At 71.5% G+C, this 23,805-nt stretch carries 18 protein-coding genes; 2 read left to right on the forward strand and 16 right to left on the reverse strand.

Going from position 1 to position 23,805, the window contains the following annotated elements; translation table 11 throughout:
• Positions 1-17: 17 nt before the first annotated feature.
• From solA to SSP08S_RS31500, 13 genes are all read right to left on the reverse strand, one after another.
• Complete coding sequence (gene solA, locus SSP08S_RS63670) at positions 18-2,825, reverse strand: N-methyl-L-tryptophan oxidase (RefSeq protein WP_019071633.1); 2,808 nt, start codon at positions 2,823-2,825, stop codon at positions 18-20.
• A complete protein-coding gene (locus SSP08S_RS31445; protein ID WP_245607991.1) occupies positions 2,822-4,279 on the reverse strand; it encodes an aldehyde dehydrogenase family protein in 1,458 nt (485 codons plus the stop codon). The genes solA and SSP08S_RS31445 overlap by 4 nt, the downstream gene beginning before the upstream one ends.
• A gap of 11 nt (positions 4,280-4,290) precedes the next feature.
• Positions 4,291-5,142 carry a creatininase family protein gene (locus SSP08S_RS56245; protein WP_019071635.1) on the reverse strand — a complete coding sequence of 284 codons (852 nt, stop codon included), beginning with the start codon at positions 5,140-5,142 and terminating at the stop codon, positions 4,291-4,293.
• Positions 5,143-5,171: 29 nt separating this feature from the next.
• Positions 5,172-5,630 carry a cytidine/deoxycytidylate deaminase family protein gene (locus SSP08S_RS31455; RefSeq protein ID WP_026178993.1) on the reverse strand — a complete coding sequence of 153 codons (459 nt, stop codon included), beginning with the start codon at positions 5,628-5,630 and terminating at the stop codon, positions 5,172-5,174.
• Positions 5,627-6,391, reverse strand: coding sequence for an amidohydrolase family protein (locus tag SSP08S_RS31460; RefSeq protein WP_019071637.1), 765 nt, complete (start codon positions 6,389-6,391; stop codon positions 5,627-5,629). The genes SSP08S_RS31455 and SSP08S_RS31460 overlap by 4 nt, the downstream gene beginning before the upstream one ends.
• A gap of 19 nt (positions 6,392-6,410) precedes the next feature.
• On the reverse strand, positions 6,411-7,373 hold the full coding sequence (locus SSP08S_RS31465; protein ID WP_019071638.1) for an ABC transporter ATP-binding protein: 963 nt from the start codon (positions 7,371-7,373) through the stop codon (positions 6,411-6,413).
• Positions 7,370-8,383 (reverse strand): ABC transporter ATP-binding protein, encoded by a 1,014-nt coding sequence (locus SSP08S_RS31470; RefSeq protein ID WP_019071639.1) that lies wholly within the window; start codon positions 8,381-8,383, stop codon positions 7,370-7,372. The genes SSP08S_RS31465 and SSP08S_RS31470 overlap by 4 nt, the downstream gene beginning before the upstream one ends.
• Complete coding sequence (locus tag SSP08S_RS31475) at positions 8,380-9,069, reverse strand: alpha/beta hydrolase (RefSeq protein ID WP_019071640.1); 690 nt, start codon at positions 9,067-9,069, stop codon at positions 8,380-8,382. The genes SSP08S_RS31470 and SSP08S_RS31475 overlap by 4 nt, the downstream gene beginning before the upstream one ends.
• 5 nt (positions 9,070-9,074) lie before the next feature.
• Positions 9,075-10,145: an ABC transporter permease gene (locus tag SSP08S_RS31480; RefSeq protein WP_245607992.1), complete on the reverse strand. Its 1,071-nt coding sequence runs from the start codon at positions 10,143-10,145 to the stop codon at positions 9,075-9,077.
• Entirely contained in the window at positions 10,142-11,053 is a 912-nt protein-coding gene (locus SSP08S_RS31485; protein ID WP_245607993.1) for an ABC transporter permease, read from the reverse strand. Before SSP08S_RS31485 ends, SSP08S_RS31480 begins: the two co-directional genes overlap by 4 nt.
• Entirely contained in the window at positions 11,046-12,701 is a 1,656-nt protein-coding gene (locus SSP08S_RS31490) for an ABC transporter substrate-binding protein (RefSeq protein WP_019071643.1), read from the reverse strand. The genes SSP08S_RS31485 and SSP08S_RS31490 overlap by 8 nt, the downstream gene beginning before the upstream one ends.
• A gap of 152 nt (positions 12,702-12,853) precedes the next feature.
• On the reverse strand, positions 12,854-13,657 hold the full coding sequence (locus SSP08S_RS31495; RefSeq protein ID WP_026178995.1) for an N-acyl homoserine lactonase family protein: 804 nt from the start codon (positions 13,655-13,657) through the stop codon (positions 12,854-12,856).
• A 167-nt stretch (positions 13,658-13,824) separates the two neighbouring features.
• Complete coding sequence (locus SSP08S_RS31500) at positions 13,825-14,373, reverse strand: CGNR zinc finger domain-containing protein (RefSeq protein ID WP_019071645.1); 549 nt, start codon at positions 14,371-14,373, stop codon at positions 13,825-13,827.
• Positions 14,374-14,473: 100 nt separating this feature from the next.
• On the opposite strand from SSP08S_RS31500, the gene SSP08S_RS56250 reads away from it, so the two are divergent.
• Positions 14,474-15,706 (forward strand): MFS transporter, encoded by a 1,233-nt coding sequence (locus SSP08S_RS56250; protein WP_019071646.1) that lies wholly within the window; start codon positions 14,474-14,476, stop codon positions 15,704-15,706.
• Positions 15,707-15,828: 122 nt separating this feature from the next.
• Positions 15,829-18,219, forward strand: coding sequence for an ATP-binding cassette domain-containing protein (locus SSP08S_RS31510; protein ID WP_026178996.1), 2,391 nt, complete (start codon positions 15,829-15,831; stop codon positions 18,217-18,219).
• A gap of 45 nt (positions 18,220-18,264) precedes the next feature.
• On the opposite strand, the gene SSP08S_RS31515 is transcribed toward SSP08S_RS31510, so the two are convergent.
• Genes SSP08S_RS31515 through SSP08S_RS31525 form a run of 3 tightly spaced genes read right to left on the reverse strand, consistent with a single transcriptional unit; the run spans position 18,265 to position 23,273 of the window.
• A complete protein-coding gene (locus SSP08S_RS31515; RefSeq protein ID WP_019071648.1) occupies positions 18,265-20,373 on the reverse strand; it encodes a bifunctional serine/threonine-protein kinase/ABC transporter substrate-binding protein in 2,109 nt (702 codons plus the stop codon).
• Between the two features lie 33 nt (positions 20,374-20,406).
• Positions 20,407-22,584, reverse strand: coding sequence for a bifunctional serine/threonine-protein kinase/ABC transporter substrate-binding protein (locus SSP08S_RS31520; protein ID WP_019071649.1), 2,178 nt, complete (start codon positions 22,582-22,584; stop codon positions 20,407-20,409).
• Entirely contained in the window at positions 22,581-23,273 is a 693-nt protein-coding gene (locus SSP08S_RS31525) for a hypothetical protein (protein WP_019071650.1), read from the reverse strand. The genes SSP08S_RS31520 and SSP08S_RS31525 overlap by 4 nt, the downstream gene beginning before the upstream one ends.
• Positions 23,274-23,805 lie beyond the last annotated feature (532 nt).

The following is a 23,805-nucleotide window of genomic DNA, read 5'->3' on the forward strand; positions in this document are numbered from 1 at the left end:
GGCCCGGTGGCGCGGCCTCACGAGGTTCCGCCGGGGAAGAACCGGGCCGGGGACAGGAAGTCCAGGTCCGGGCGGGCGATCCCGCACACGAGGTCGGCCAGCGCCTCGCCGATCGCCGGCCCGAACTTGAACCCGTGCCCCGAACAGGCCGAGCCCAGCAACACCTGTGGTACGCCCGGGAGTTCGCCGACGACGAAGCGGCGGTCGGCGGTCATGGTGTAGAGGCACGTCAGGCTCTCCGTCACCGGCCCGGCACCGGGCAGCACCTGTGCCACCGCCTCGCTGAGCAGGGCGAGTTCCTCGGCGGTCGCCAGGGGGCGAGGGGCCTGCGGATCCCAGGTCGGGCCGCTGTCCAGCCCGGCCTTGAGTCCGCGGCCGTCGGTCGCCGGGAACCCGTACAGCAGGCCCTGCGGCAGATCCACGGAGAAACTGCCCAGTCCGGAGGGGCCGAGCGGGCCCGTCGGGTCGGCGGCGAAGTAGGCGTTCACGATCCGAGTGACCGTCAGGTGCGGTGCCAGGGACGGGACTTGGGCTGCGGTCCAGGGGCCGGTGCACAGCACCAGGCGGCGGGTGCGCAGGACGGCCTTGCCGGTGCGGACCACCACATTGTCGCCGTCTGGTTCCCAGCCGAGAACGCGGGCGTGGTCGTGGATGTGCGCTCCGGACCGTTCGGCCAGGGTCAGTTGGGCGCGGAGCGTCTCCTGCGCGTCGATGATTCCGGCGCGTGGGTCGTGCACCGCCGAGAATCCGGCCGGCAGCCGCAGTCCTGGATAGATCCGTGCCGCCTCCTCGTCGTCGACCTGTCGGCAGCCCGGGCCGCGCAGCGGATCGGGGCGGTCCTGGGGCGCCGCGTACAACCCGCCGGTGATGTCGAGCAGTTGCGCCTTCGAGACGCCCTCCAGCTCCGTCCACGCCTGGTAGGCGGTGTCGACCAGGGCATCCCAGTCGGGGTGCGGGTAGGCGCGGCGGATCATCCGGGTCTCCCCGTGCGAGGAGCCCAAGTCGTGCCCCAGGCCGTACTGTTCGAGCCCGAGCACGTCGAGTCCGCGTGCGGCCAGGTGGCGTAGGGCGGCACTGCCGTGGACGCCGAGGCCGACGACGATCGCGTCGTGGGTGTGGTGGTGGGTGGGTGCGGCCGGGGGCGCAGGCGAGGGTACGGGCGCTGCGCTGCTGCTGCCCGGTACCCGGTCCGGCGAATTCGTGAGTGCGGGTGTGACGGGGGATGTGGTGGGTGGTGCGGCGCCGGTGCCGGCGCTGTGGCCCGTGGCCCGTGCGGCTGCGGGCGCAACCGTCGTCGGGCCGTTGCCCGGCGCTCGGTGCGGCGATGGTGTGGGCACTGACGCGTCGACGTTCGCTGCCGGACCCCTCGGGCCCGGCCCCGGGGGTGTGGCCCGAGGTGTCGAGGCCGGCGGGCCGGGCAGCGCGGCATCGGCCTCCGGTCCCGCGATTCCCCGCCGTGCCTCTCCTGTCTCCGGCTCCGCGACACCCCGTGGTGCGTCCCCTGCCTCCGCCTCCGCGTTGCCCCGCCGCGCGTCTCCCACCCCCCGCTCCTGCCGCCCCGCACGGGACCCCGTACCGCGCCCCTGCAGGCACACGATCTCCCTAACCGCCTCCACCAGCGCGTCCAGATCGTCGGCGTCGTTGTAGACGTGGACGGACGCCCGGACCACCTTGGTCAGGCCCCGGTGGTCCATGTCCCAGCGGCCGTGTCCCGCCGGTACGGCGATCAAATGCACGCGGCGGTAGGCGAGTTGGCGCTGCACGTCCGAGGCGTCCAGTCCGTCGACCACAAAGGTGACGATCGCGCCGCCCGCGGCCGGCGGGTCGGTGACGTGGACGCCCGGCAGTGCGGAGAGGCGTTCCCGCAGCGAGGCGGCGAGGGCTGTCAGGTGGTGGGAGACGGTGTCGACGCCCAGTGCGCCGAGGTCGGCCAGCGCGGCGCCGAGGCCGAGGCGCAGGGCGTGTGCGGCTTCCCAGAGTTCGAAGCGCTTGGCGTCCGGCACCAGCTCCCAGCTGCGTTCGGCGGTCCATACGGCGCCTCGGACATCAGGAGCCTCCGGGGCGAGCCGGTCCAGGAGCGGGCGCCGGACGGCGAGCAGCCCGGTGCCGCGCGGGCCGCGCAGGAACTTGCGGCCGGTGCCGATGAGCAGGTCGCAGCCGATGGCACCCATGTCCACCGGCAACTGGCCGAGCGACTGCGTCGCGTCCAGCAGGAAGGGCACGCCGTGGGCACCGGCCAACGCGCCGATCGCGGCGGCGGGTTCGACCAGTCCCGAGGAGGTGGGCACATGGGCGGCCGTCACGAGAGCCGCGGGTCCGGCCCGCAGCGCCGCCTCCAGAGCCTCCACGTCCACAGCGCCCTCAGGGCCGTTGGGCAGCAGCTCGACCTGGACGCCGTGGTCACGCTCGACCGACAGCAGGTGCAGCGCGCTGCTGACGTAACTGGAACGGGCCGCCAACACCCGGTCGCCGGGGCGCAGTCGAAGCGCCGACACGGCCCGCTGCCAGCCGGCCGTCGCGCTCTCGACGAGGGCGACCTCCTCCAGCCGGGCGCCGAGGAGTTCGGCGGTACGCGCGTAGACGGCCTCCAGGGCGGGAGCCGCGTGTTTCGCGGCCTCGTAGCCGCCGGACAGGCTCTCCGCGCGGAGGTGGTCGATGACTGCCTCGACGGTGCCGTTGGCGAGCAGGGCCGCACCGGCCGAGTTGAAGTGGTGACCGGTGAACGAGCCCGGTGTGCGGGCGCGTTCGGCCGCGACGTTCAGAGTGCGCGGGGGCGGGGGACTCGGGGGCGAAGCGGCCGTACCGGCCGTCACGGACGCGCTCACAGGGCGATCGTCACGCTCTTGAGCTCGGTGAACCCGTCGACGGCGGCGTCGCCGAGGTCCCTGCCGAGGCCGGACTGTTTCATCCCGCCGAAGGCCACGGCGGGGTCGAACTCGTTGTACGTGTTGACCCACACGGTCCCCGCCTCCAGCGCGGCGGCGGTGCGATGGGCACGGGCCAGACTGCCGGTCCACACGCCGGCGGCGAGCCCGTACTCGCTGTCGTTGGCCAGCGCGATCGCCTCCTCCTCGGTGTCGAAGGGCAGGATGGTGGCGACCGGGCCGAAGATCTCCTCCCGGGCGATGCGCATGTCGGGGGTCACTTCGGTGAACACCGTCGGAGGTACGAACCAGCCCGGCCCCGGCAGCGGTTCACCGCCCACGGCCACCTCGGCGCCCTCCGCGCGGCCCAGTTCGACGTAACCGGTGACGCGGTCGTACTGCTCCTGCGAGACCAGCGGACCGATGTTGATGCCGCCTGTCAGCCCCGGCCCGATCCGTAGCGCTTCTACGGTCGGCACCAGCCGGTCCAGGATCTCCTTGACGACCGTCCGCTCCACCAGCAATCGGCTCCCCGCCGTGCACATCTGCCCGGAGTGCCCGAACACCGCGCGCACGGCGTTCGGTACGGCCGCGTCGAGATCCGCGTCGGCGAAGACGATGTTGGGGGACTTGCCGCCCAGTTCGAGCGTGAGCCGCTTCAACGACGGTGCCGCCGCGGCCATGATGTGCCGTCCGACCTCCGTCGACCCGGTGAAGGACACCTTGGCCACGCCGGGATGCGCGACCAGTTCCGCACCCGTACGGCCGTCACCGGTAAGGACGTTGACGACGCCCTCGGGCACGCCCGCCTCCAGGCAGAGCGCCGCCAGCCGCAGTGCGGTGAGCGGGGTCTGCTCGGCCGGCTTGACGACGACCGTGCAACCGGCGGCCAGGGCCGGGGCGAGCTTCCACGCGGCGATCATGAAGGGGAAGTTCCACGGCAGTACGGCGGCCACCACGCCCACCGGTTCACGGACGCTGTACACATGCCGGTCAGGACCGGCCGCGTGCACGGTGCCCTCCAGCCGGGTCGGCGTGCCCGCGAAGTGGCGGATGGCCTGGAGCCCCAACTCCACATCGCCCCGGGCGCGTTCGATCGCCTTGCCGTTGTCCAGGGTGTCCAGCACCGCCAGTTGGTCGGCGTCGCGCTCCACCAGATCGGCGAGACGCAACAGCACATCGCGGCGTTGCCGGGGCGGCAGCCCGCGCCAACGGCGGTCCCGGTGCGCGGTGTTGGCGGCCTCGACCGCCGCGGACACCTCGGCCGGGCCCGCCTGGGCGACCGTGGTGAGCTGCTCCCGCGTGGCTGGATCGAGCACCGATATCCGCTCCGTCGCGGTGCCGGTGGTCCACTCGCCGCCGATGAGCATGGGCTCGCAGTCCGGCAGTCGGGGAATCACGATGCTGGGGTCCACGATGTTCTCCTTCACGCCTGGCGTCCGGGACGGTGAGTGGGATCGGGCCACGGTTCGCGGACCGCCGTGGACACCGCCCGCGCTGTGGTCAGGACGCAGCGGTCGAACTCCGCCTCGCCGTGCTTGGGGTTCGCGTCGGCCACGTCCCGGCCCCAGACCCCGGTCTCGCTGACCTGGTCCATGCGGTAGTCCCAGAACGAGTCGACGTCGACATGGGAGGTGGCCCGCTCCATCCGCACCAACTCGGGTGCGAGATGCAGCATCACTGACGTCTCGAAGAAGTTGGCGTGCATCAACGCCCGCCCGTAGGTGACGTGTCCGTCCACCTCGGGCCCCGGGTACATCGTCACGTAGCCCAACGCCCTTACCCGCGCGTCCCGGTGACGGACCCTCAGCTTCTCGGCCGACACGTCCAGCGCGCCGTTGTTCCAGATGTGCCCGTTGAGCAGTACGAACTGCCGTACTCCAGAGGCGTACAGCGAGTCGATCACGTCCTCGACGACGGCGATCATGGTCTCCGGCCGCAGTGCCACCGTCCCCGCGAAGTCGCCGTGGGACGCCGACACGCCGAAGCTCAGCGGCGGTACGACGGGCACGCCGGTCAGGGCGGAGACGCCGAGGGCGACCGCCTCGCAGATCCGGGTGTCCACGGCGAGGGGAAGATGGGGACCGTGTTGCTCGGTGGCGCCCACGGGGATGATGACGGCGTCCTGGACCGCGGCCGTGGACTCGGCCTCCGGCCAGGTCAGCTCCTCCCACAGCACCGGCGTCCCGGATCCGCCCAACTGCGCGGCGAGTTCGGGGACATCGAGCCCGGTGGGGACGGTCCGCCCGGACGGGCCGGTGACGAAGACGGACGACATGGCTCTCCTCTCCTCGGGGCCGATGGCGCTCACCATCGGCGTCGGCTCTTCTCGGGCAGCAGGTCCAGGGCGCGCACCGGGACGGGCTCGTCCCCGTCGACCGTGGTGACCCACACGGTCGCGTCCGGGCAGTAGTCGCTGATCAGCTCGCGGCACACCCCGCACGGGGCGATGATCCGGAACCAGCCCGCCGGCTTGATCTGCACCGACACCACCGACGTGATGCTCAACTCCGCCCCGCCGGGCAGCGCGCCCCGGGCGGTACCCATGGCCACGCCCTCGGCACAGATCGAACTGCGCCGGCAGGAACCCTCCACATGGACCCCGGTGTGGACCCGGCCGTCCGCCGTGCGCAGCGCGGTCGCGACCTCGTGCCGGCCCGACTGCCACACCCGGGAGAGCAAGTGCTGTGCGGTGGCGAGGAGTTCGACGTCGTCCTCGTGCATCGACGGCGGTACGGCCACCGGTCGCACGTTCACGGCGCTCATACCGTCAGCCCCAGCAGCCGGGCCATGTTGCCGCCCTCGACCAGCGCCCGGTCCTTCTCGTCCTCGACCGCCTTGGCGATCTTCATGCGCTCCAGGTCGAAGTCGGAGCCGGGCCACTCGCTGCCCATCAGGATCTTCTCCGGCCCGAGCCGCGCGTAGGCGCGCTTCACGTCGCTCATCAGCGTCGCCGAGGTCTCCAGGTACACATGCGGCTGCCGCTCGGCCACGATGATCGCCTCCGGCACATTCCACACCGCCCCCATGTGGGCGATGATCGTGGGGACTTGGGGGTGGTCCCGGGCGATCTCCTCGATGGCCAGGGGTGCGCAGAACGCGTCGTCGAGGGCGTTGATCAGCACCAGCAGTCCGCGCCGTGCGCACGCCTCGAAGACCGGGTCGAGGAGGCCGTGGTCGGCGACGTGGTAGCCGTGCAGGCTCGGGTGCAGCTTCAGCCCCACCAGACCCGCGTCGGCCATCCGGTCGATCTCGTCGAGCGCGTCGTCGGCCTGCGGCATCACCTGACCGAAGCCGAAGAACCGGTCCGGATACGTGGCCACCAGCGAGGCGATGAAGTCGTTCTCGATGCGCTGCGCGAGCGAGCACACCATCGCCATGTCCACCCCGGCCGCGTCCATCCGGTCGAGAATGCGACGCGGCTCGAAGGGTTTGTACGGCGGCGGGGCCTGGCCCTTGCGGGCGCCGGTGAGGTAGTCGGAACGGCCGCGGACGTCCTGGGTGGTGTTGTACGCGTCGATGATCAAGGCGGTTCGTCCTTACTCGCTACTCAGTGGGGACCAGAGGCAGATGGCAGCGCACGCTGCGGCCCGGCGCGATCTCGCGCAGCTCGGGGGCCGTGGTGCGGCACTGCTCCGTGGCGATGGGGCACCGGGTGCGGAACAGACAGCCCTCGGGCGGATTCGCCGGATCGGGCAACTCGCCCTCCAGCACCTCCTGTTCACGTTTCTCCCCGGGGCGCAGCACCGGCACCGAGGACAGCAGCGCGCGGCTGTAGGGGTGCGCCGGGGCGGCGAAGAACGCGTCGCGGGAGGCGATCTCGATGATCTGGCCGAGGTACATGACCGCGATCCGGTCGGCGATGTGCCGTACGACGCCCAGGTCGTGCGAGATGAACAGCATTGTCAGGCCCCGGTCGCGGACCAGATCGGACAGCAGGTTCAGCACCTGTGCCTGGATCGACACGTCCAGCGCCGACACCGCCTCGTCGGCCACCACGAACTGCGGTGACGAGGCCAGCGCCCGTGCGATGCCGATGCGTTGGCGCTGTCCGCCGGAGAACTCGTGCGGCCTGCGCCCGCCGGCCTCCGCGCCCAGACCGACCAGGTCGAGCAGCTCGGCCACCGTCTTCGTGGCCTCCGCGCGGGTGGCGCCGCGTGCCCGCAACAAGGGTTCGGCGACGATGTCCGCGATGCGGCGGCGCGGATTCAGTGAACCGAACGGGTCCTGGAAGACCATCTGCAACTCGGCGCGGGTACGCCGCAGTTGGCGCCCGCGCAGCCGGGTGAGGTCGGTGCCGTCGAACTCGATACGGCCCGAGGCGGGTTCGATCACCCGCAACAGGGCGCGGCCGAGCGTGGACTTGCCGCACCCCGACTCGCCGACCAGACCGAGGGTCTCGCCCTGGAGGATGTCGAGGTCGACGTCCCGCAGCGCCCTGACCCGGCCGCCCGACCGTCCCGGGTACTCGACCCGCAGCTCGCGGGCCTGGATCAGCGCGGCGGTCATGCGAGGCCTCCCTGGGAACGGGCCGTGACACGGGCGGGGGAGGGCAGCACACAGGCGTCGAGATGCCCGGCGTCGCCGTGCCGCTGCCGCAGCACCGGCCGCTCGGCACACGCGTCGTGGACGAAGGGGCAGCGCGGCGCGAACGCGCAGCCGGACGGTCGGTCCACGCCGGTGAGCGGGCTGCCCGCGATGGTCGGCAGTCGTCGTACGACAGGACCGTCGATCGGCGGGACGGATCCCAACAACCCCATCGTGTAAGGGTGTTGGGGGTGGAACAGCACTTCCTCGCGCAGCCCCTGCTCCACGATCCGGCCCGCGTACATCACCGCCACCCGATCCGCGACCTCGGCCACGACGCCCAGGTCATGGGTGATCAGCAGGACGGAGGTGCCGTGGTCGCGCTGGACGCGTTTGAGTACGGCCAGCACCTGGGCCTGGATCGTGACGTCGAGGGCCGTGGTGGGCTCGTCGGCGATGAGTACGGCTGGGTCGTTCGCCAGACCCATGGCGATCATCACGCGTTGGCGCATGCCCCCGGAGAGCTGGTGCGGGTAGGCGCGTGCCGTGCGGTCCGGGCCCGCGATGCCGACCTCGCCGAGCAACTCCACGGCCCGGGAGGTTGCTTGACCCCGCGTCACCTCACGGTGGGCGCGGATCATCTCGGAGACCTGAGCGCCCGCGCGGTGCAGCGGGTTGAGCGCGGCCAGTGCGTCCTGGAAGACGACGGCGATGTCCTTGCCGCGCACCCCGCGCAACTCCCGCTCCGACGCGGCGACGAGGTCTCGGCCCTTGAAGACCGCCTCGCCGGTGATGTGGGTGCGCGGACCGCGGTTCAGGCCGACCAGGCTCATCGACAAAGCTGACTTCCCCGACCCTGACTCGCCCACCAGCGCCAGGACTTCGCCCTGGCGGAGAGTCAGGTCGACGCCGTCCACGGCGGGCAGCCGACCCGCCGGCACGTCGAACTGGACGCGCAGGTCCCGGACTTCGAGCACGGGCGCGGACGTCATGAACCCTCGCCCACGGCCACGGCCGCCGTGTGGATCAGGTCGGCGACGCGCTCCGGCCACACCAGGGTCGTGTAGTGGCTGCCCGGTACGTGCTCGACGGTCGCCTTCATCCGGGCCGCCATGTCGTTCTGGATCTCGGGACGCAGGGTGCGGTCGTCGTCGGCGACCAGGTACCAACTGGGCAGGGTCCGCCAGGCCGGTGTGCCGGTCGGCTGGGTGAAGATGAGGTTCTCGGCCTTGCGGCCCTCCGCCTCCACCACGGCCCGCTGCTCGGGGGAGAGGTCGGAACCGATCTCCGCCCAGAACTCCTCGCTCGTCTCGGACTTCCACTCGCCGTTGGGGCCGCGTCGCATGTACTTGGAGATCTCGGCCTCCTCGTACCGTTCGACGATCTCGTTGACCGTCTCGCCCTCGTCCGGCCCGAACGCGGCTATGTAGACAAGCCCTTTGACCCTCGGATCGCGCCCGACATTGCTGATGACCGCGCCGCCGTAGGAGTGCCCGGCGAGCAGCACCGGGCCGCTCGTCTCCGCCAGGACGGCCGCCGTGTTGGCGATGTCGTCCTCCAGGGAGGTCATGGGGTTGGTGACGACGAACAGCCGGTGGCCGCGGGCGGCCAGCAGGGGCTGGACGGCCGACCAGGTCGTCGGCCGTCCGCCGGCGCCGTGGACGAGCACGATGTCCATGCGGGTCATCCTTTCCGTAGCCGCGGATCGAGGACCGTGTAGAGCACGTCCACCGCGTGGTTGACCAGGGTGAAGAGGAGCGCGATGGCGAGGGCGGCGCCCTGCACGACGGGGTAGTCGCGTTGCAGGACGCCCTGCACGAGCAGGCGGCCGACACCGGCGTACGAGAAGACCGTCTCGGTGATCACCGAACCGCCCAGCAGGGAACCGAATTGGAGCCCGAGGACGGTCACGATGGGGAGCCAGGAGTTGCGCAGCACGTGGTGGCGGATCACGACGCCCTCGCTCAGGCCCTTCATCCGCGCGGTCCTGACGAAGTCGTCGTCGAGGACCTCCAGCACCGAGGCGCGCACGATGCGGGTGATGAACCCGGCCATCGACAGCGCCAACGTGACGGCGGGCAGGATCAGATGCTGGATCCAGGGCCACACCAGCTCGGGGCGGTTCTGCAGAATCGCGTCCAGGGGAACGAAGTTGGTGGTCGGGTTGTAGTCCAGCGAGCTGGGCAGCCGGCCGAGGACCGGGAGCCAGCGCAGCCACACACCGAACACGACGATGCCGAGGACACCGAGCGCGAACCACGGCAGCGAGAAGCTGACCGTGGCGACGGCCCGCGTCGAGTGGTCGAGCCAACTCCCTTTGCGCAGCGCGGCGATGACCCCGGTGACGACACCGAGCAGCACCGCGATCGTCATCGCCGCGAGCGTCAGCTCGATGGTGGCGGGGAGTGCGTCGCCGAGCAGACCCAGGACGCTGTTGGAGCCGTAGAACGAGGTGCCGAGCCGTAGGTGCACCAAGTCGTTGAGGAAGCTGCCGTATTGGACGATCAGCGGTCGGTCGAGGCCGAGTGCCTTGTTGACGCGTGCCTCGTTCGCCGCCAGGTCGGACGCGGACAGGGTGTTGCCGCCGGCCGCGAGCGAGGTCGCCGGGGAGCCGGGCAGCAGCCGCATCGCCAGGAACACCAGGCTGGCCAGTGCGAACAGGACGACGGGGATGACCGCGAGTCGCCGTAGGACCAACAGAGTTGGTCCCGCCGCCCATTTGGGCCTGCGGAGGGGGAGCAGTGCGGTGGTCACGCGGGCCCCTTCACGTCGAGCGCGTCGCGCAGGTCGTCGCCCACGAAGTTGCAGGCGACGACGAACAGCAGCGTGAACGTCGCGGGCAGGACGACCAGTCGGGGTGCCGTGTAGAGGAACTCCTGGCCCGCCTGGACCATGTAGCCCCAGTCGGGCTGCGGGGGTTGGATGCCGAGGCCGAGATAGGACAGGCCGGCGGCGAAGCCCGCCGCGATCGACAGCGTCATCACGACCTGGGCGAGCATCGGTCCGGCGATGTTCGGGAGAAGTTCGCGGGCGAGGATGCGCGAGGTCCGGGTACCGCCCAACTTGGCGGCGACGACGTAGTCATGGGCCGCCTCGCGCGCGGTCAGCGCACGGGCCAGCCGGGCCAGACCGGGCGCGAGGGACACCCCGATGCCGAAGACCAGACTGACCGTCCCCGGCCCCGCGGCCGCCACGAGGAGGATGACGAGCAGGATGGAGGGGAAGGCGAGGGCGAGATCGACGATCCGCATCAGGACCTGCTCGACGACACCGCCCGCATACCCGGCGATCAGTCCGATGCCGGTTCCCACGACGGCCGCGAGCGCCGTCGCCGAGAACGCCACCAGCAGCAACGGCCGTGCGCCGTGCACCAGTCGGGCCAGTTCGTCACGCCCCAGGTCGTCCGTGCCGAACAGATGGCCGGACGAGCCCATCGGCAACAGCGCCGAGGACGTCTGACGCAGCGGGTCCGCCTGGACCAGCAGCGGCCCTACGACGGCCACCAGCACCAGGACGATCAGTACCAGCCACGACAGCACGGCCGGCCAGGACCGCGCCAGCCGGCGCCGACGCCATACGGCGAGGACGCTCCGCCCGGTGAAGGGCGACGAAGGGGGCCGTACGGTCGCCACGGGTGGTGGAGCCGTCGTGGTGTCAGACACTGGCCTTCTCCATGTAACAGCGGTGGTTGGCCAGCGCCGCCGTGTTCATGTGCTTCACGTGCGAGCCGCTGACCACCAGATTGGCGAAGCAGGCCAGCATCGACAGGACCATGTAGTCCTCGGCCCAACGGCGTTGGATCTTCGTGTAGGCGGCCGTGCGTTGTGCGCCGAGAGGCAGGTTCTTGGCCGTGTCCAGCTCCGCCTGGAGCGAGGCGGCGTCCTTGAGCGTGTCCATGCCGGTGATCGTCGCGCCGTAGAGGCCGGTGGGGCTGGCCATGGCGCCGACCATGTCGTTGGCGTCCGGGACGTAGGTGTTGCGCTCCCAGATCATCAAGTCGTGGTAGTCGTCCTTGCCGTCGAGGAGCCGGGTGAAGTAGGTCGCCGGGTCGACGGAGGTGGTGACCACCTTGAAGCCGACGTCGGTGAGGTTCTGGGCGACGATCTGCGCGGCCTTCGGGTGCCAGGAGTCGCTGGCCGCCATGAGCCGGATCCGCCGGCCACCGGCACCGGCCTCGGCGACGAGCTGCTTCGCCTTCGCCGTGTCCTGGGTGCTGAGGTCGGCGAGGCTGGTGTCGTAGCCGCTCTGCGCGGGCGGGATGGCGTACCCGGCGGGCAGCGCGCCGACGCCGTAGAAGGCCTGGTCGAGGATGGCCTTGCGGTCTATCGCGAGGTTGATGGCCTGCCGGACCTTGAGCTCGGGGACCCGGCGGGCGTCGATCATCAGGATCGCGTTGGCGTTGTACGGCGTCTTGTAGACCGTCACCGAGTCGTCCTTGCGCAGCTGCGCGGCGGCCGAGTACGGGGTGAACTGGGTGGCCGAGATGTCGCCGCTGAGCAGCGAACTGACGATCGTCGACGGGTCCTGGACCTGGCGCAGCACCAGCCGGTCGACGGGCGGTCTGCCGAGGCGGAACTCGTCGAAGGCCGTGAGGGTGATCGACTGGCCGGAGGTGGCGGCGGAGAAGGCGAACGGGCCGGTGCCGACGAGGTGCTTGCCGATGTCCGCGCCGTACTTCTTCAGCGCGGCCTTGGAGATGATGCGGCCACCGATGTCTGACAGCTGGCCGAGGGTCGTGCGGTCCGGCTTCTTCAGGACCATCTTCACGGTGAGGTCGTCCGGAGCGGTCAGCGAGGCGACGTTCGCGCCCAGGTCGGACAGCGGGCGGGTGGCGCCCTTGGGCAGCGTCGGGTCCTTCTCGTTGAACTGCCGCCCCAGGCTGGCCAGTACGTCCGCCGAGGTCAGCGTCGTACCGTCGTGGAACTTGACGCCCTCGCGCAGCGCGAAGGTGTAGGTGAGCTGGTCGTCGGAGATCGTCCAGCTCTTGGCCAGGTCGGGCGTGGGCTCGTTGGTCTCGAAGGAGATGAAGGTGAGGCCCCGGCAGATGCAGTCGACGGCCATCCAGTCGCCCAACGAGGTGTAGAACGACGGGTCGTTGACCGCGCTCGTCGCGTCGATGGCGAGGGTCAGCGTGCCGCCCTTGCTGCTCCCCTTCGCGTCGTCGGCCGCCGCGCCGCAGGCACTGAGCAGGGCGGGGAGCCCGAAGCCGACGCCCACTCCGAGGAGTCCCGCGCCCCGGAGCATGGTGCGGCGCGACGCCGTCGACGGGGTGGAGCCGGGTGAGGACGATCCAGCTGACTGGTCCGGCATGTGGGCCTCCTTGGGCACCGATCCTCGGATAATGGATCTCAAAGTGTCAAGATTGGATCCAATAACATGTTCACGGGCCACAAGGTCCCTCTCGTGTCCCGGGTGTTAAAGGCGTGTGAACCGGGCTGTGGGCGCGATCCGGCCAGTGCCGGCTACGCGCCCGACATGACCCGGCGGCGGATCAACTCGGGCCAGACCACGGGGTCATGACCGGGGATGAGTTCGTAGCCGCGTTCGGCGGCGATCCGCTTGAGCCGGCGGATCGGCTCCACCGTGCTCTCCGGGTCGACACCGATCGAGGCGCCGATGGGACGCTCGTGCTCGATGTTCTCGGTGAGGTCGGCCGCGTCGAAGGCGAACACGAAACCGCCGCCGTCCGCGAGGTCGACGACGAAGCTCTGGTGTCCGGGGGTGTGCCCGGCGGTCAGTACGGCGGTCACGCCGGGGGCGATCTCCACGTCCCCGTCGGCCTGTCGCCAGTCGATGCGCGGGTCGTCGAAGTCGACGCGGAAGATGGAGTGGCGCTCGACCTCCGGCTCTCCGGAGAGGCCGTAGGAGAGTTCCTCGCGCTGGACGTGCACCGGCACCCGGCCCGCGAAGTGCTTGAGCCCGCCCGCGTGATCGGCGTGCAGATGGCTGACGGCCACCGCGTGGATCGCGTCCATCGGGATGCCGGCCGCGTCGAGGGCCTCCTCCAGGGGCTCGCCCGGACCCGGGAGGATCGGCCGGTAGTTGGGGGAGCCGTAGAAGCGGCCGCGCAGGGCCGGGTCCCGGATCAGCGCCGTGTTGAAGCCCGTGTCGAGCAACAGCCAGCCGCCGTCGCACTCCAGGAGGACCGCCGGTACGGGTTCACGCAGCCGTTCCTCGTACGGGGCACCGTGCACGGAGACGGACTTGGGGAGTTCCTCCCAGCCCAGCAGCAGGGGCACGATCCTTCGTACGCCGTGGCGTGTCATGGGGTGTGCGGGTGGGATGGGAGGCGCATGCGTGATCCGTTCCGGGGGTGCGAGGGGCTATGTTCGGGGGATCGGGATCAGGTCTTGGAGACGGGGATCCACACTTTAAGTATGTGGATCCCAAAGGCGGTTGCGGAGAGGTGAACAAGTTCTCTCCGGCGCGCTGATCAGGCAGTCCTGCCGCGCAGTGTCTCCTTCTTGGCACGGTTTCCGCAGGTGCCCATGGAGCACCAACGGCGGTTCCCCGGGCGTGAGATGTCGAGGAACAGGGCGCCGCAGGTCGGGCCCGCGCAGTCGCGGACGCGGGTGAGCGACGGGGAGGTCACGAGGTCCAGGGCGTCACGGGCGACGAGAGCGAGAGTGGCCCGGACGGGGTCCTCGGCCCGCCAGTCGAGCCGCCCCGCGCTGGTCAGGCGCGGTACCGGGACGGGATGTACGGCGGCCTGGTTGACGAGGGCGATCGAGCGCGCGTCGGGCAGCCGGCCGGCCCGGGCCGCGGTGATCAGGACGTAGACCGCCTCGCGCAGCTCGCGTGCCCGGGCCGCGTCGGCGCCCCCTCCTGCCGCGCAGGGGCCGCACTGCCGCACCCATGCCGACAGGGCCCCGGCGTCGGGGAGTTCCTCCACCACGTCGGGCGAACCACGGTGGCGCAGGGTGCGGATGAAGTCCAGGCAGAGGCGCCCGGCGCCCTGGCGGAAGCGCGGAGTCGATGACACGCGCCCACCCTACCTCCATGGAACCGGTTTAAGTGGTGCCAGGAGAGTGGCTCTCCTGCTACCGTCACCCGAACCAGTCAAACCGGTTCTCGCGTGAGGTGTGTCCGTGCCCCGCTGGGTGATCCTCGTCCTGTCCCTCGCCTGCGGCGTGGGTGTCTCGACCATCTACTTCCCACAGGCGATCAGCTCGCTCGTCGCCGCCGACCTGGGCGTCTCCGCAGCCTCGGCCGCCCTCGTCGTCACGGCGGCCCAATTCGGGTACGCGGCCGGGATCTTCCTCCTGGTCCCCCTCGGTGACCGGCTCCCGCACCGCCCCCTGATCGTCACCCTGCTCGTGCTCACCGCCGCCGGACTGCTCGCGGCGAGCGCCGCGCCCTCGCTCCCGCTGCTCGTCGCCGCGAGCGCGATCACCGGTGTGACGACGGTCGTGCCCCAGATCATCATCCCGATGGCCGCCGGACTCGTACCCGCCGAACGCCGCGGAGCCGTCACCGGCACCCTCCTCAGCGGCCTGATCGGCGGCATCCTCCTGGCCCGCACCTTCAGCGGCACCCTCGGCGAACGGTTCGGCTGGCGGGCGCCGTACCTCGTGGCGGCGGTCGTCGTCCTGGTGCTGGCCGCGGTCCTCTCCCGGGCCGTCCCGCCCACGACGCCCTCCACCCGGCACGGCTACCCGGCCCTGATAGCCGCCCCGCTGCGGCTGCTGCGCACCGAACCGGACCTCCGCCGCTCCTGCCTCTACCAGGCCATGGTCTTCGGGGGCTTCAGCGCCGCCTGGACCACGCTCACCCTGCTCGTCACCGGACCGACGTACGGCATGGGCGCCCAGGCCGTGGGCATCCTCGGACTGGTCGGCGCGGCCAGCATGTTCAGCACCCCGCTCGCCGGACGACTGGCCGACCGCCGGGGCCCCGACAGGGTCAGCCTCCTCGCCATGCTCGGCACGATCGCCTCGGCGGCGCTCCTCGTCCCGGCCGCCGGGGGCGGCACGGCCGGCCTGCTGACCCTGGCCGCGGGCATGCTGCTGCTCGACGTCGCCGTCCAGTCCGGCCAGGTCGCCAACCAGGCCCGCATCTTCGCGCTACGGCCCGAGGCCCGGGCCCGTATCAACACCGCGTACATGACCTGCGCGTTCCTCGGCGGCAGCGCGGGCTCGTGGCTGGGGGTGCGCACGTACGACCGGTTCGGCTGGCGGGGTGTGACGGGGCTGGTCGCCGCCCTGGCCGTGGTCGCGCTGGGCCGGCATCTGCACCACGTGCGCCGGGCGCGGCACGGTGAGCGGCGACCGGACCGGTCAGGATTCGAGAAGCGCGAGGCCACGCCTTCCCCCTAGCGTGACTGCCAGGTGCGGCACCGACCGGAAGCGGACGTACCGCTCGAAGCCTGGTTGGATCGAGCCGGGCGATGACCGTCGAGCGACTCTCGGCGGCCCGGCGCAAACGGAGGGAACGCACGATGAGCAAGGCCACGAGAACGGACACGCAGTCGTCCGGGCTGCACGCTGCCGACAGCCACGACCTGATCCGCGTGCACGGGGCGCGCGAGAACAATCTCAAGGACGTCAGCATCGAGATCCCGAAGCGCCGGCTGACGGTGTTCACCGGTGTCTCCGGCTCGGGCAAGAGCTCACTCGTGTTCGACACCATCGCCGCGGAGTCGCAGCGGCTGATCAACGAGACGTACAGCGCCTTCGTGCAGGGCTTCATGCCGACGCTGGCCCGTCCCGAGGTCGACGTCCTCGACGGACTGACCACCGCGATCATCGTCGACCAGCAGCGGCTGGGCGCCGACCCCCGCTCCACCGTCGGCACGGCCACCGACGCCAACGCCATGCTGCGCATCCTCTTCAGCCGCCTCGGCAAGCCCTACCTCGGCTCGCCCAAGGCGTTCTCCTTCAACGTCGCCTCGATCAGCGGCGCGGGCGCGGTCACCATGGAACGCGGCGGACAGAAGGTCAAGGAGCGCCGCAGCTTCAGCATCACCGGCGGCATGTGCCCGCGCTGCGAGGGCCGCGGCTCGGTCACCGACCTCGACCTCACCCAGCTCTACGACGACTCCAAGTCCCTTGCGGAGGGCGCGATCACCGTGCCCGGCTACACGGGCGGCGGCTGGAACTCGCGCCTCTACATCGAGTCCGGCTTCTTCGACCCCGACAAGCCCATCAGCAAGTTCACGAAGAAGGAACTCCAGGACTTCCTCCACCGCGAGCCGACCAGGATGAAGATCGCCGGCATCAACATGACCTACGAAGGTCTGATCCCGCGCATCCAGAAGTCGATGCTCGCCAAGGACCGGGAGGGCATGCAGCCGCACATCCGCGAGTTCGTGGACCGGGCCGTCACCTTCACCACCTGCCCCGACTGCGACGGCACCCGCCTCAACGAAGGCGCGCGCTCGTCGAAGATCAAGGGCATCAGCATCGCCGACGCGTGCGCGATGCAGATCAGCGACCTGGCCGAGTGGGTGCGCGGCCTCGACGAGCCGTCGGTCGCGCCGCTGCTCACCGCGTTGCGGCACGCCCTCGACTCGTTCGTCGAGATCGGCCTCGGCTACCTCTCGCTCAACCGGCCCGCGGGCACGCTGTCGGGCGGCGAGGCGCAGCGCGTCAAGATGATCCGCCACCTCGGCTCCTCCCTCACCGATGTCACCTACGTCTTCGACGAGCCGACCATCGGCCTGCACCCGCACGACATCCAGCGCATGAACGACCTGCTCCTGCGCCTGCGCGACAAGGGCAACACGGTGCTCGTCGTCGAGCACAAGCCGGAGACCATCGCGATCGCCGACCATGTCGTCGACCTCGGCCCGGGCGCCGGTACGGCCGGCGGCACCGTCTGCTTCGAGGGCACCGTCGAGGGGCTGCGCACCGGCGGCACCATCACCGGCCGGCACTTCGACGACCGGTCCAAGCTCAAGGAGTCGACCCGCAAGCCCACCGGCACCCTGGAGATCCGGGGCGCCGCGACCAACAACCTCCAGGACGTCGACGTCGACATCCCGCTCGGCGTCCTCGCCGTCATCACCGGTGTCGCGGGCTCCGGCAAGAGTTCGCTGGTGCACGGGTCGATCCCGGCCGGCGAGAACGTCGTGTCGGTCGACCAGGGCGCCATCAGGGGCTCACGCCGAAGCAACCCGGCGACGTACACCGGACTCCTCGAACCGATCCGCAAGGCGTTCGCCAAGGCCAACGGCGTGAAGCCGGCCCTGTTCAGCGCCAACTCCGAGGGCGCCTGCCCCACTTGCAACGGCGCCGGCGTCATCTACACCGACCTGGCGATGATGGCCGGCGTGGCCACGACGTGCGAGGAGTGCGAGGGGAAGCGGTTCGACGCGTCGGTGCTGGAGTACCACTTCGGCGGCCGTGACATCAGCGAGGTGCTCGCGATGTCGGTGACCGAGGCCGAGGAGTTCTTCGGTGCGGGCGAGGCGGCGACTCCGGCCGCACACAAGATCCTTACCCGCCTCGCCGACGTGGGCCTCGGCTACCTCAGCCTCGGTCAGCCCCTCACCACCCTCTCCGGCGGCGAGCGCCAGCGCCTCAAGCTCGCCACCCACATGTCCGAGAAGGGCGGCGTCTACGTCCTCGACGAGCCCACCGCAGGCCTCCACCTCGCCGACGTCGAGCAACTCCTCGGCCTGCTGGACCGGTTGGTCGACTCCGGCAAGTCCGTCCTCGTCGTGGAACACCACCAGGCGGTCATGGCCCACGCCGACTGGATCATCGACCTCGGCCCCGGCGCCGGACACGACGGCGGCAAGATCGTCTTCGAGGGGACACCGGCCGACCTGGTCGACGCGCGGTCGACGCTCACGGGGGAGCACCTGGCGGCGTACGTCGGCGCGTGACCCTTTGTGCAACTCCCTTGCACTCAAAGGGAGTTGCACAAAGGCTCATGTCTTCTTGCCGATGTCGGCGGACCGCGCCACGAAGCGGGCGGCTCCTCCGGTCACCCGGAACAGGAACCCTCCGCCGTCCTCGCCGGCCTGGAAGAACTGCGTGGAGGCGTCGAAGCTCATACGGCGCGTGATGCCCTGCCAGGGGCGGCGCAGCAGTTCCGAGCGCAGGGCGGTACGGCCGTCGTCGCCGACGGAGGCAAGGCCGTGGGCGGCGAACCGGACGGCGTCGTACGCCTCGGCCGCCCAGGCGCCCGGCGCGTGTCCGTGGCGGGCGCGGAACGCGGCGGCGAACGCCTTGGTACGGGTGTCGGCGTTCGCGTCGGTGTAGCCCGTGGCGATCCTCCAGCCCTCGCCGGCGGCGAGGAAGGGGGCGCCGAGGACCTGCTCGCTCGCGACCCGGGCGCCCCGGTGTCCCGCGTCCCGCAGCGCGCGGGCGCAGGCGGCGGCACGGTCCGGGCTCACCCCGCCGAAGAGGACGGCGTCGCGGGGGCGGGCGGCGATACGGCCGGCGGCCCCGGTGAAGTCCTCGTCCGCGGCCACCTCCTCCACCGTCGTCCCGCCGTCGAGCACGCCGTCGACGGTGGTGATGCGGACCGTGACCAGGCTCTGCGCCTCGGTGGCCAGGTCGTGCACGATCACCGTGCGGGCGGGTTTGACGGCCCGGTTCAGATAGATCACCCCCGCGATCGGGCCGACGATCCGGGTGTTGCGCAGCACGAGGGCGCTGGTGGTGTTGACGACGTCGAGGGCTTCGGTGTCGGCGCGGGTGATCAGCAGGGTCAGCCGGGCCTTCGTGCACGGGGCGAGGGCGGCGGGTACGGTCGCGTTCGTGCCCGCGGCGATCACCACGGACACGTCCGGGTCGGCGGCCAGCTTGGCGGCCGCAGCGGCGGAGCCCTTCGCGGTGCCGCCGTCGTCCGCGGTGCGCAGGACGAGATCCACGGTTCGCTCGGCGTCCCGGTTGTGCTGCTCGACGGCGAGGAGTGCGCCGCGCCGGTGGTTGGTGAACGAGGGGTCGTCCGGGCTGCCGAGCAGGGCGACGACATGGCGGGAGCGCCGTACGGAACCGGTGTTCGCCGACGCGGCGGACCGGCCCCACTCCCACCACGCGCCCGCCCCGGCCACCGCCGATACCCCGAGCGCGGCCCCCGCGACGAGCAGGCGCCGCCGGGTGGGCGAGGGCGGCGCGTCCACCGGGGAGGGCCCGGCGAGCATCGTCGGATCGGGAACGGGCAGGTCGAGGACGCGTGCGGCACGGGCGGCCACCAGGGCCGGCAGCCCTTCGGGCAGCCACTCGGCCAGGGCGAACTCGCCGAAGGCGTCGCGGAGTTCACGGGCGCTGGGGCGGCGCTCCGGTTCCTTCGCCAGGCAGCGTCGTACGGTCCGGCCGAGGCTCTCCGGGATGCCGTCCAGGTCCGGCTCCTCGCCGACGGTCCGGTACAGCACGGCCGCCGCGCCGCCGGTACCGAACGGCGGGCGGCCGGTGGCCGTGTGGGCGAGGACGCAGCCGAGCGAGAAGACGTCGCTGGACGGGCCGACGGTGAGCCCGCGCGCCTGCTCGGGGGAGAGGTAGCCGGGGGAGCCGACGACGGTGCCGTCCGTGGTGAGCGCGGTCGCGCCGACGGCCCGCGCGATCCCGAAGTCGATCAGCCGCGGCCCGTCCGCGGCCAGCAGCACGTTCGCGGGCTTGACGTCCCGGTGGACCAGCCCGGCCTTGTGCACCCCGTCCAGTGCCTCGGCCAGCACGGCACCGAGCCCGCGCAGCTGCGCCTCGGGCCAGGGGCCGCGCAGCGCCACTGCCTCGGCGAGGGACGGGCCGGGCACATACGCGGTGGCCAGCCACGGGGATCGGGCGTCCGCGTCGGCCGCGACGACCGGCACGGTCCACCGGCTCGTGAGGCGCGACGCCAGCTCGGCCTCACGGCGGAAACGGGCGCGGAAGCCGGGGTCGTCGGCATACTCGGCGCGGATCACCTTCAGCGCGCACCACGCGCCGTGCGGCGAGCGCGCCAGGTAGACGACGCCCATGCCGCCCGCGCCGAGCCGCCCGGCTAGCCGGTGCCCGCCGATCAGGGACGGATCGGTGGGCAGGAGCCGTTCCAAGACAGCCGCCTCCGTTTCCCCGTCGTTCGTTCCTCAGCCCTGGCTCTGCGCCGCACGGTTCAGATCGCCGAGCGATCCCAGCTGCCGGAACCGCCCGCCGCGGACCTCGTGGACGAAGGTCTCGTCCGCCCAGCCCGTCGAGCTGTTGTCGTACTGGTGGAGGTCGCCGAAGGCGTATGTGCGGGCGATGCCCCGGTACTTCACCTTCGCCAGCCGCACGGCGAGATCGGCCCGCACCGGCCGTCGACGCGTCCCGGCCGGGACCGTGCGGGCGAACTCGGCGAGCAGCATTTTCACACTGTCGTACGCCTCGGTCGCGTACGGCTCCGGAGTGCTGCCGTACCGCTTCCGCCAGGCAGCGGTGAAGTCCTTGGCCCGCTTCGTCGTCAGGACGGAGGGGTCCACGGCGTCCGTCACCACGAACCAGCCCTCCCCGGCCGCGCCCGCGAGGCGCGGGAAGTCCGAGCCGTAGAGCTGGTGTTGCATCCAGCGCGGCCCGGTGAAGCCGGCCGCGGCCAGCTCCTGGGCCGTGCGGACGGTGGCGTCCAGGGCGCCCAGGTACACGAATGCCTTCACACCGGCGGCGAGGACATCACGCACCGCCTTCGGGCCGTCGTCCGTGTCCTCCGCGACGACGCGGGGCACGACCTCGCTCTTGAGGACGTTGCGCCAGTTGGTGACCACCTGGGTGCCCTCGTCCTGCATGGCCGAGCCGCCGGCCCGGTCGATCACGACGCCGGCCGGCACCACCTGTCGGGTGATGTAGGCGTGCAGTCCGATCCAGCCGCCGAGCGCGGCGTGGGCAGGGGCGCTCTGGAACGAGGTCTTGGGCGAGGTCAGGAAGTAGTCCTGCTGGCCCGTGGTGCTGGAGACATGGGTCAGCCCGGCCGCACCGTAGACGGCCGGGGCCGTCCGCATGGGGATCTCGGCAACCGGTCCCAGTACGGCGACGACGTCCCGGTCGGCGGTGAACTCGCGTGCCACCGCCCGGGCGGTGTCCGTGTCGCCCCGGTCGGCGAGGACCTTCACCTTCAGGTCGTAGGAGCGCGTCCGCGTGGCGTTGTGCTCGGCGACGGCGAGGCGGGCGGCGCGTTCGGAGGCCCGGCTGACGGCCGCCTCGGCCGTGCCGGTGGTCGTGTGCACACCGAGGACGTACACGGGACGCGCGGGGCTCGCGGCCGGCTTCTCGTCGTCCCCCGACGCCCACACCGCCGCCCCGGTCCCGCCGCCCGCGAGCAGCAGCGCGCCGCCGGCCAGCAGCAGACGGCGCCGTCCCGGGTGCCGGGCGGGATCGGCCGGTTCGTCCACGACCGTGGGCTCGACGTCCGGGAAGGCGAGGCTCTCGGCGGCCCGTGCCGCGACCATCCGGGCGACGGGGTCGGGGAGCCAGCCGCCGGAGGCGTCCGGAGCGTCATCGGTGAACACGCGCCGTATGTCCTCGGCAGTGGGCCGCTCGGACGGGTCCTTGGCCAGGCAGCGTTCCACCAAGGGCCGCAACTCGCTCTCCACACCGGCGAGTTCGGGTTCGTCGTGGACCGTGCGGTACATCAGGGCGTCCGGTGTCCCGGTGCCGAAGGGAGGCGTGCCGGTCGAGGCGTACGCCAGCACACAGCCCAGCGCGAAGACGTCGCTCGCGGACGTGGCGGGCTGCCCCTCGGCCTGCTCCGGGGCGAGAAAACCCGGGGTGCCGACCACGAGCCCGGACGCGGTGAGCGCCGTGTCGTCGGTGGCGCGCGCGATGCCGAAGTCGATCAGGCGCGGCCCGTCCAGGGCGAGCAGTACGTTGCCCGGCTTGACGTCCCGGTGCACGAGCCCGGCCGCGTGCACGGCGTCCAGCGCCCCGGCCAGCAGCCCGCCCAGGACACGTACGGCCTGCGAAGACAGCGGGCCGTGCGCGGCGACCGCCTCCGCGACGGAGGGTCCGGGAACGAACGCGGTGGCCAGCCACGGCTCGCGCGCCCCGGCGTCCGCGTCCAGGACGGGAACCACCCAGGGGCTGTCCACCCGCCGCGCCAGCTCCACCTCCCGCGCGAACCGGGCCCGGAAGTCGTCGTCCCCGGCGCCCTCGCCCCGGATCACCTTGACCGCGGCGAGTGCCCCGGATTCGGTGCGCCCGAGATAGACGACGCCCATGCCGCCGGCGCCGAGCCGCCGCAGCAGCCGGAACCCCGCGATGCGGGACGGGTCGGAGGACCGCAGCGGTTCGCTCACTGTCCCGCCCCCTTCGTCCCGGTGGGTTCGGCGGCGTCGCCGGCCCTGCCCTTGCCGTCGATGCTCGCCGCGACGAAGGTCATTCCCTTGCCCATGTCGGTGGTGACGGCGGAGTCCTCGGCCTCGGTCCGGCCCGAGCCGTGTCGCGCGGTCGCGGCCACGGTGACCGGTCCCATCCGGAACTTGTACCAGTCGAAGGGATGCGGCTTGGCGCCGTCGGCGGCCCAACTCCCGGTCTCCGTCAGGTCGTCGTCGGAGATCACGGACCGCCCGTCGGTGAACGCGTCCACCCGGGAGAACAGGCCGAGCACCCGGTCCGTGGCGTTCAGCTGCTGTTCGGGACAGCGCAGCGCCTCCTCCAGCGACCCGGCCATGTCGCGCCGCGCCGACACGACGTCCTGGTGGACGGTGACGGTCAACGACACGTACACCGGCCCCTTGCCGTCCTTCGCCGGCAGCTCGTACGCCCGGGTGAGACTGGCCAGCACGGTGCCGGGCAGCGCCTCGCGCCGCCACAGGCAGTCCTCGCCGAGCACGGCCCACTCGGCCGGATCGCTCTCGAAGGGATCGCGCCTGCGGTACCCGGTGCCGAAGTAGTCGGGGCGCACGGTGAGTTCACGAACGAACGCGACCGCCTCGGCCCGCGTTTTCGGCGCCCGGTCCTCGGCGAGCGTGTACGGCTCGGTCACGGGCGACGCCGAGGCCGAGGGCGAAGCACCGGCCCCCTTCTTCGGCGTCCCCTCCGCTTTCGGCTCGTCGTCGCCCGCCCCGCCACTGCACCCCGCCAGCAGTAACGCCCCCGTCGTCGCCGCTAAGACTGGTCTCCACCCGGCCATGCGTCACTCCCACCCCTGGTGCCCGCACCCTGGGACGAGTGTGGCGCACGTCAACGTTCTCGGTTGCCAACTGCCCTTACAAACATGAGTAGTTAGCGGTTCTGACGACGACACCCGGCGTTCCGGTTGCAGCCGGGGCGTGCGCGGTCGGCCGGAGGGTGAACTCGCCACGTTGGTGGGCTTTATGGGCAGTGGTGGCGATGTATCGATTCGGCTAACAGCTATCCAGGTTGTGCAGGAAATGTGTGCAGGCCGTGATTGAATCATGCACAACTCGGCCTGGTGGCTTGAACTCGACCGTTCGGTTCCCCGTGTCCTGTCTCCGTTCGCAGGATGTCCGCGCGCTCGTGCATGTCCGCCCGGCCGAGCCGGTACGAACGTGCGG

Origin of the sequence: Streptomyces hokutonensis (assembly GCF_000376565.1) — a bacterium.
GTDB classification, from domain to species: domain Bacteria; phylum Actinomycetota; class Actinomycetes; order Streptomycetales; family Streptomycetaceae; genus Streptomyces; species Streptomyces hokutonensis.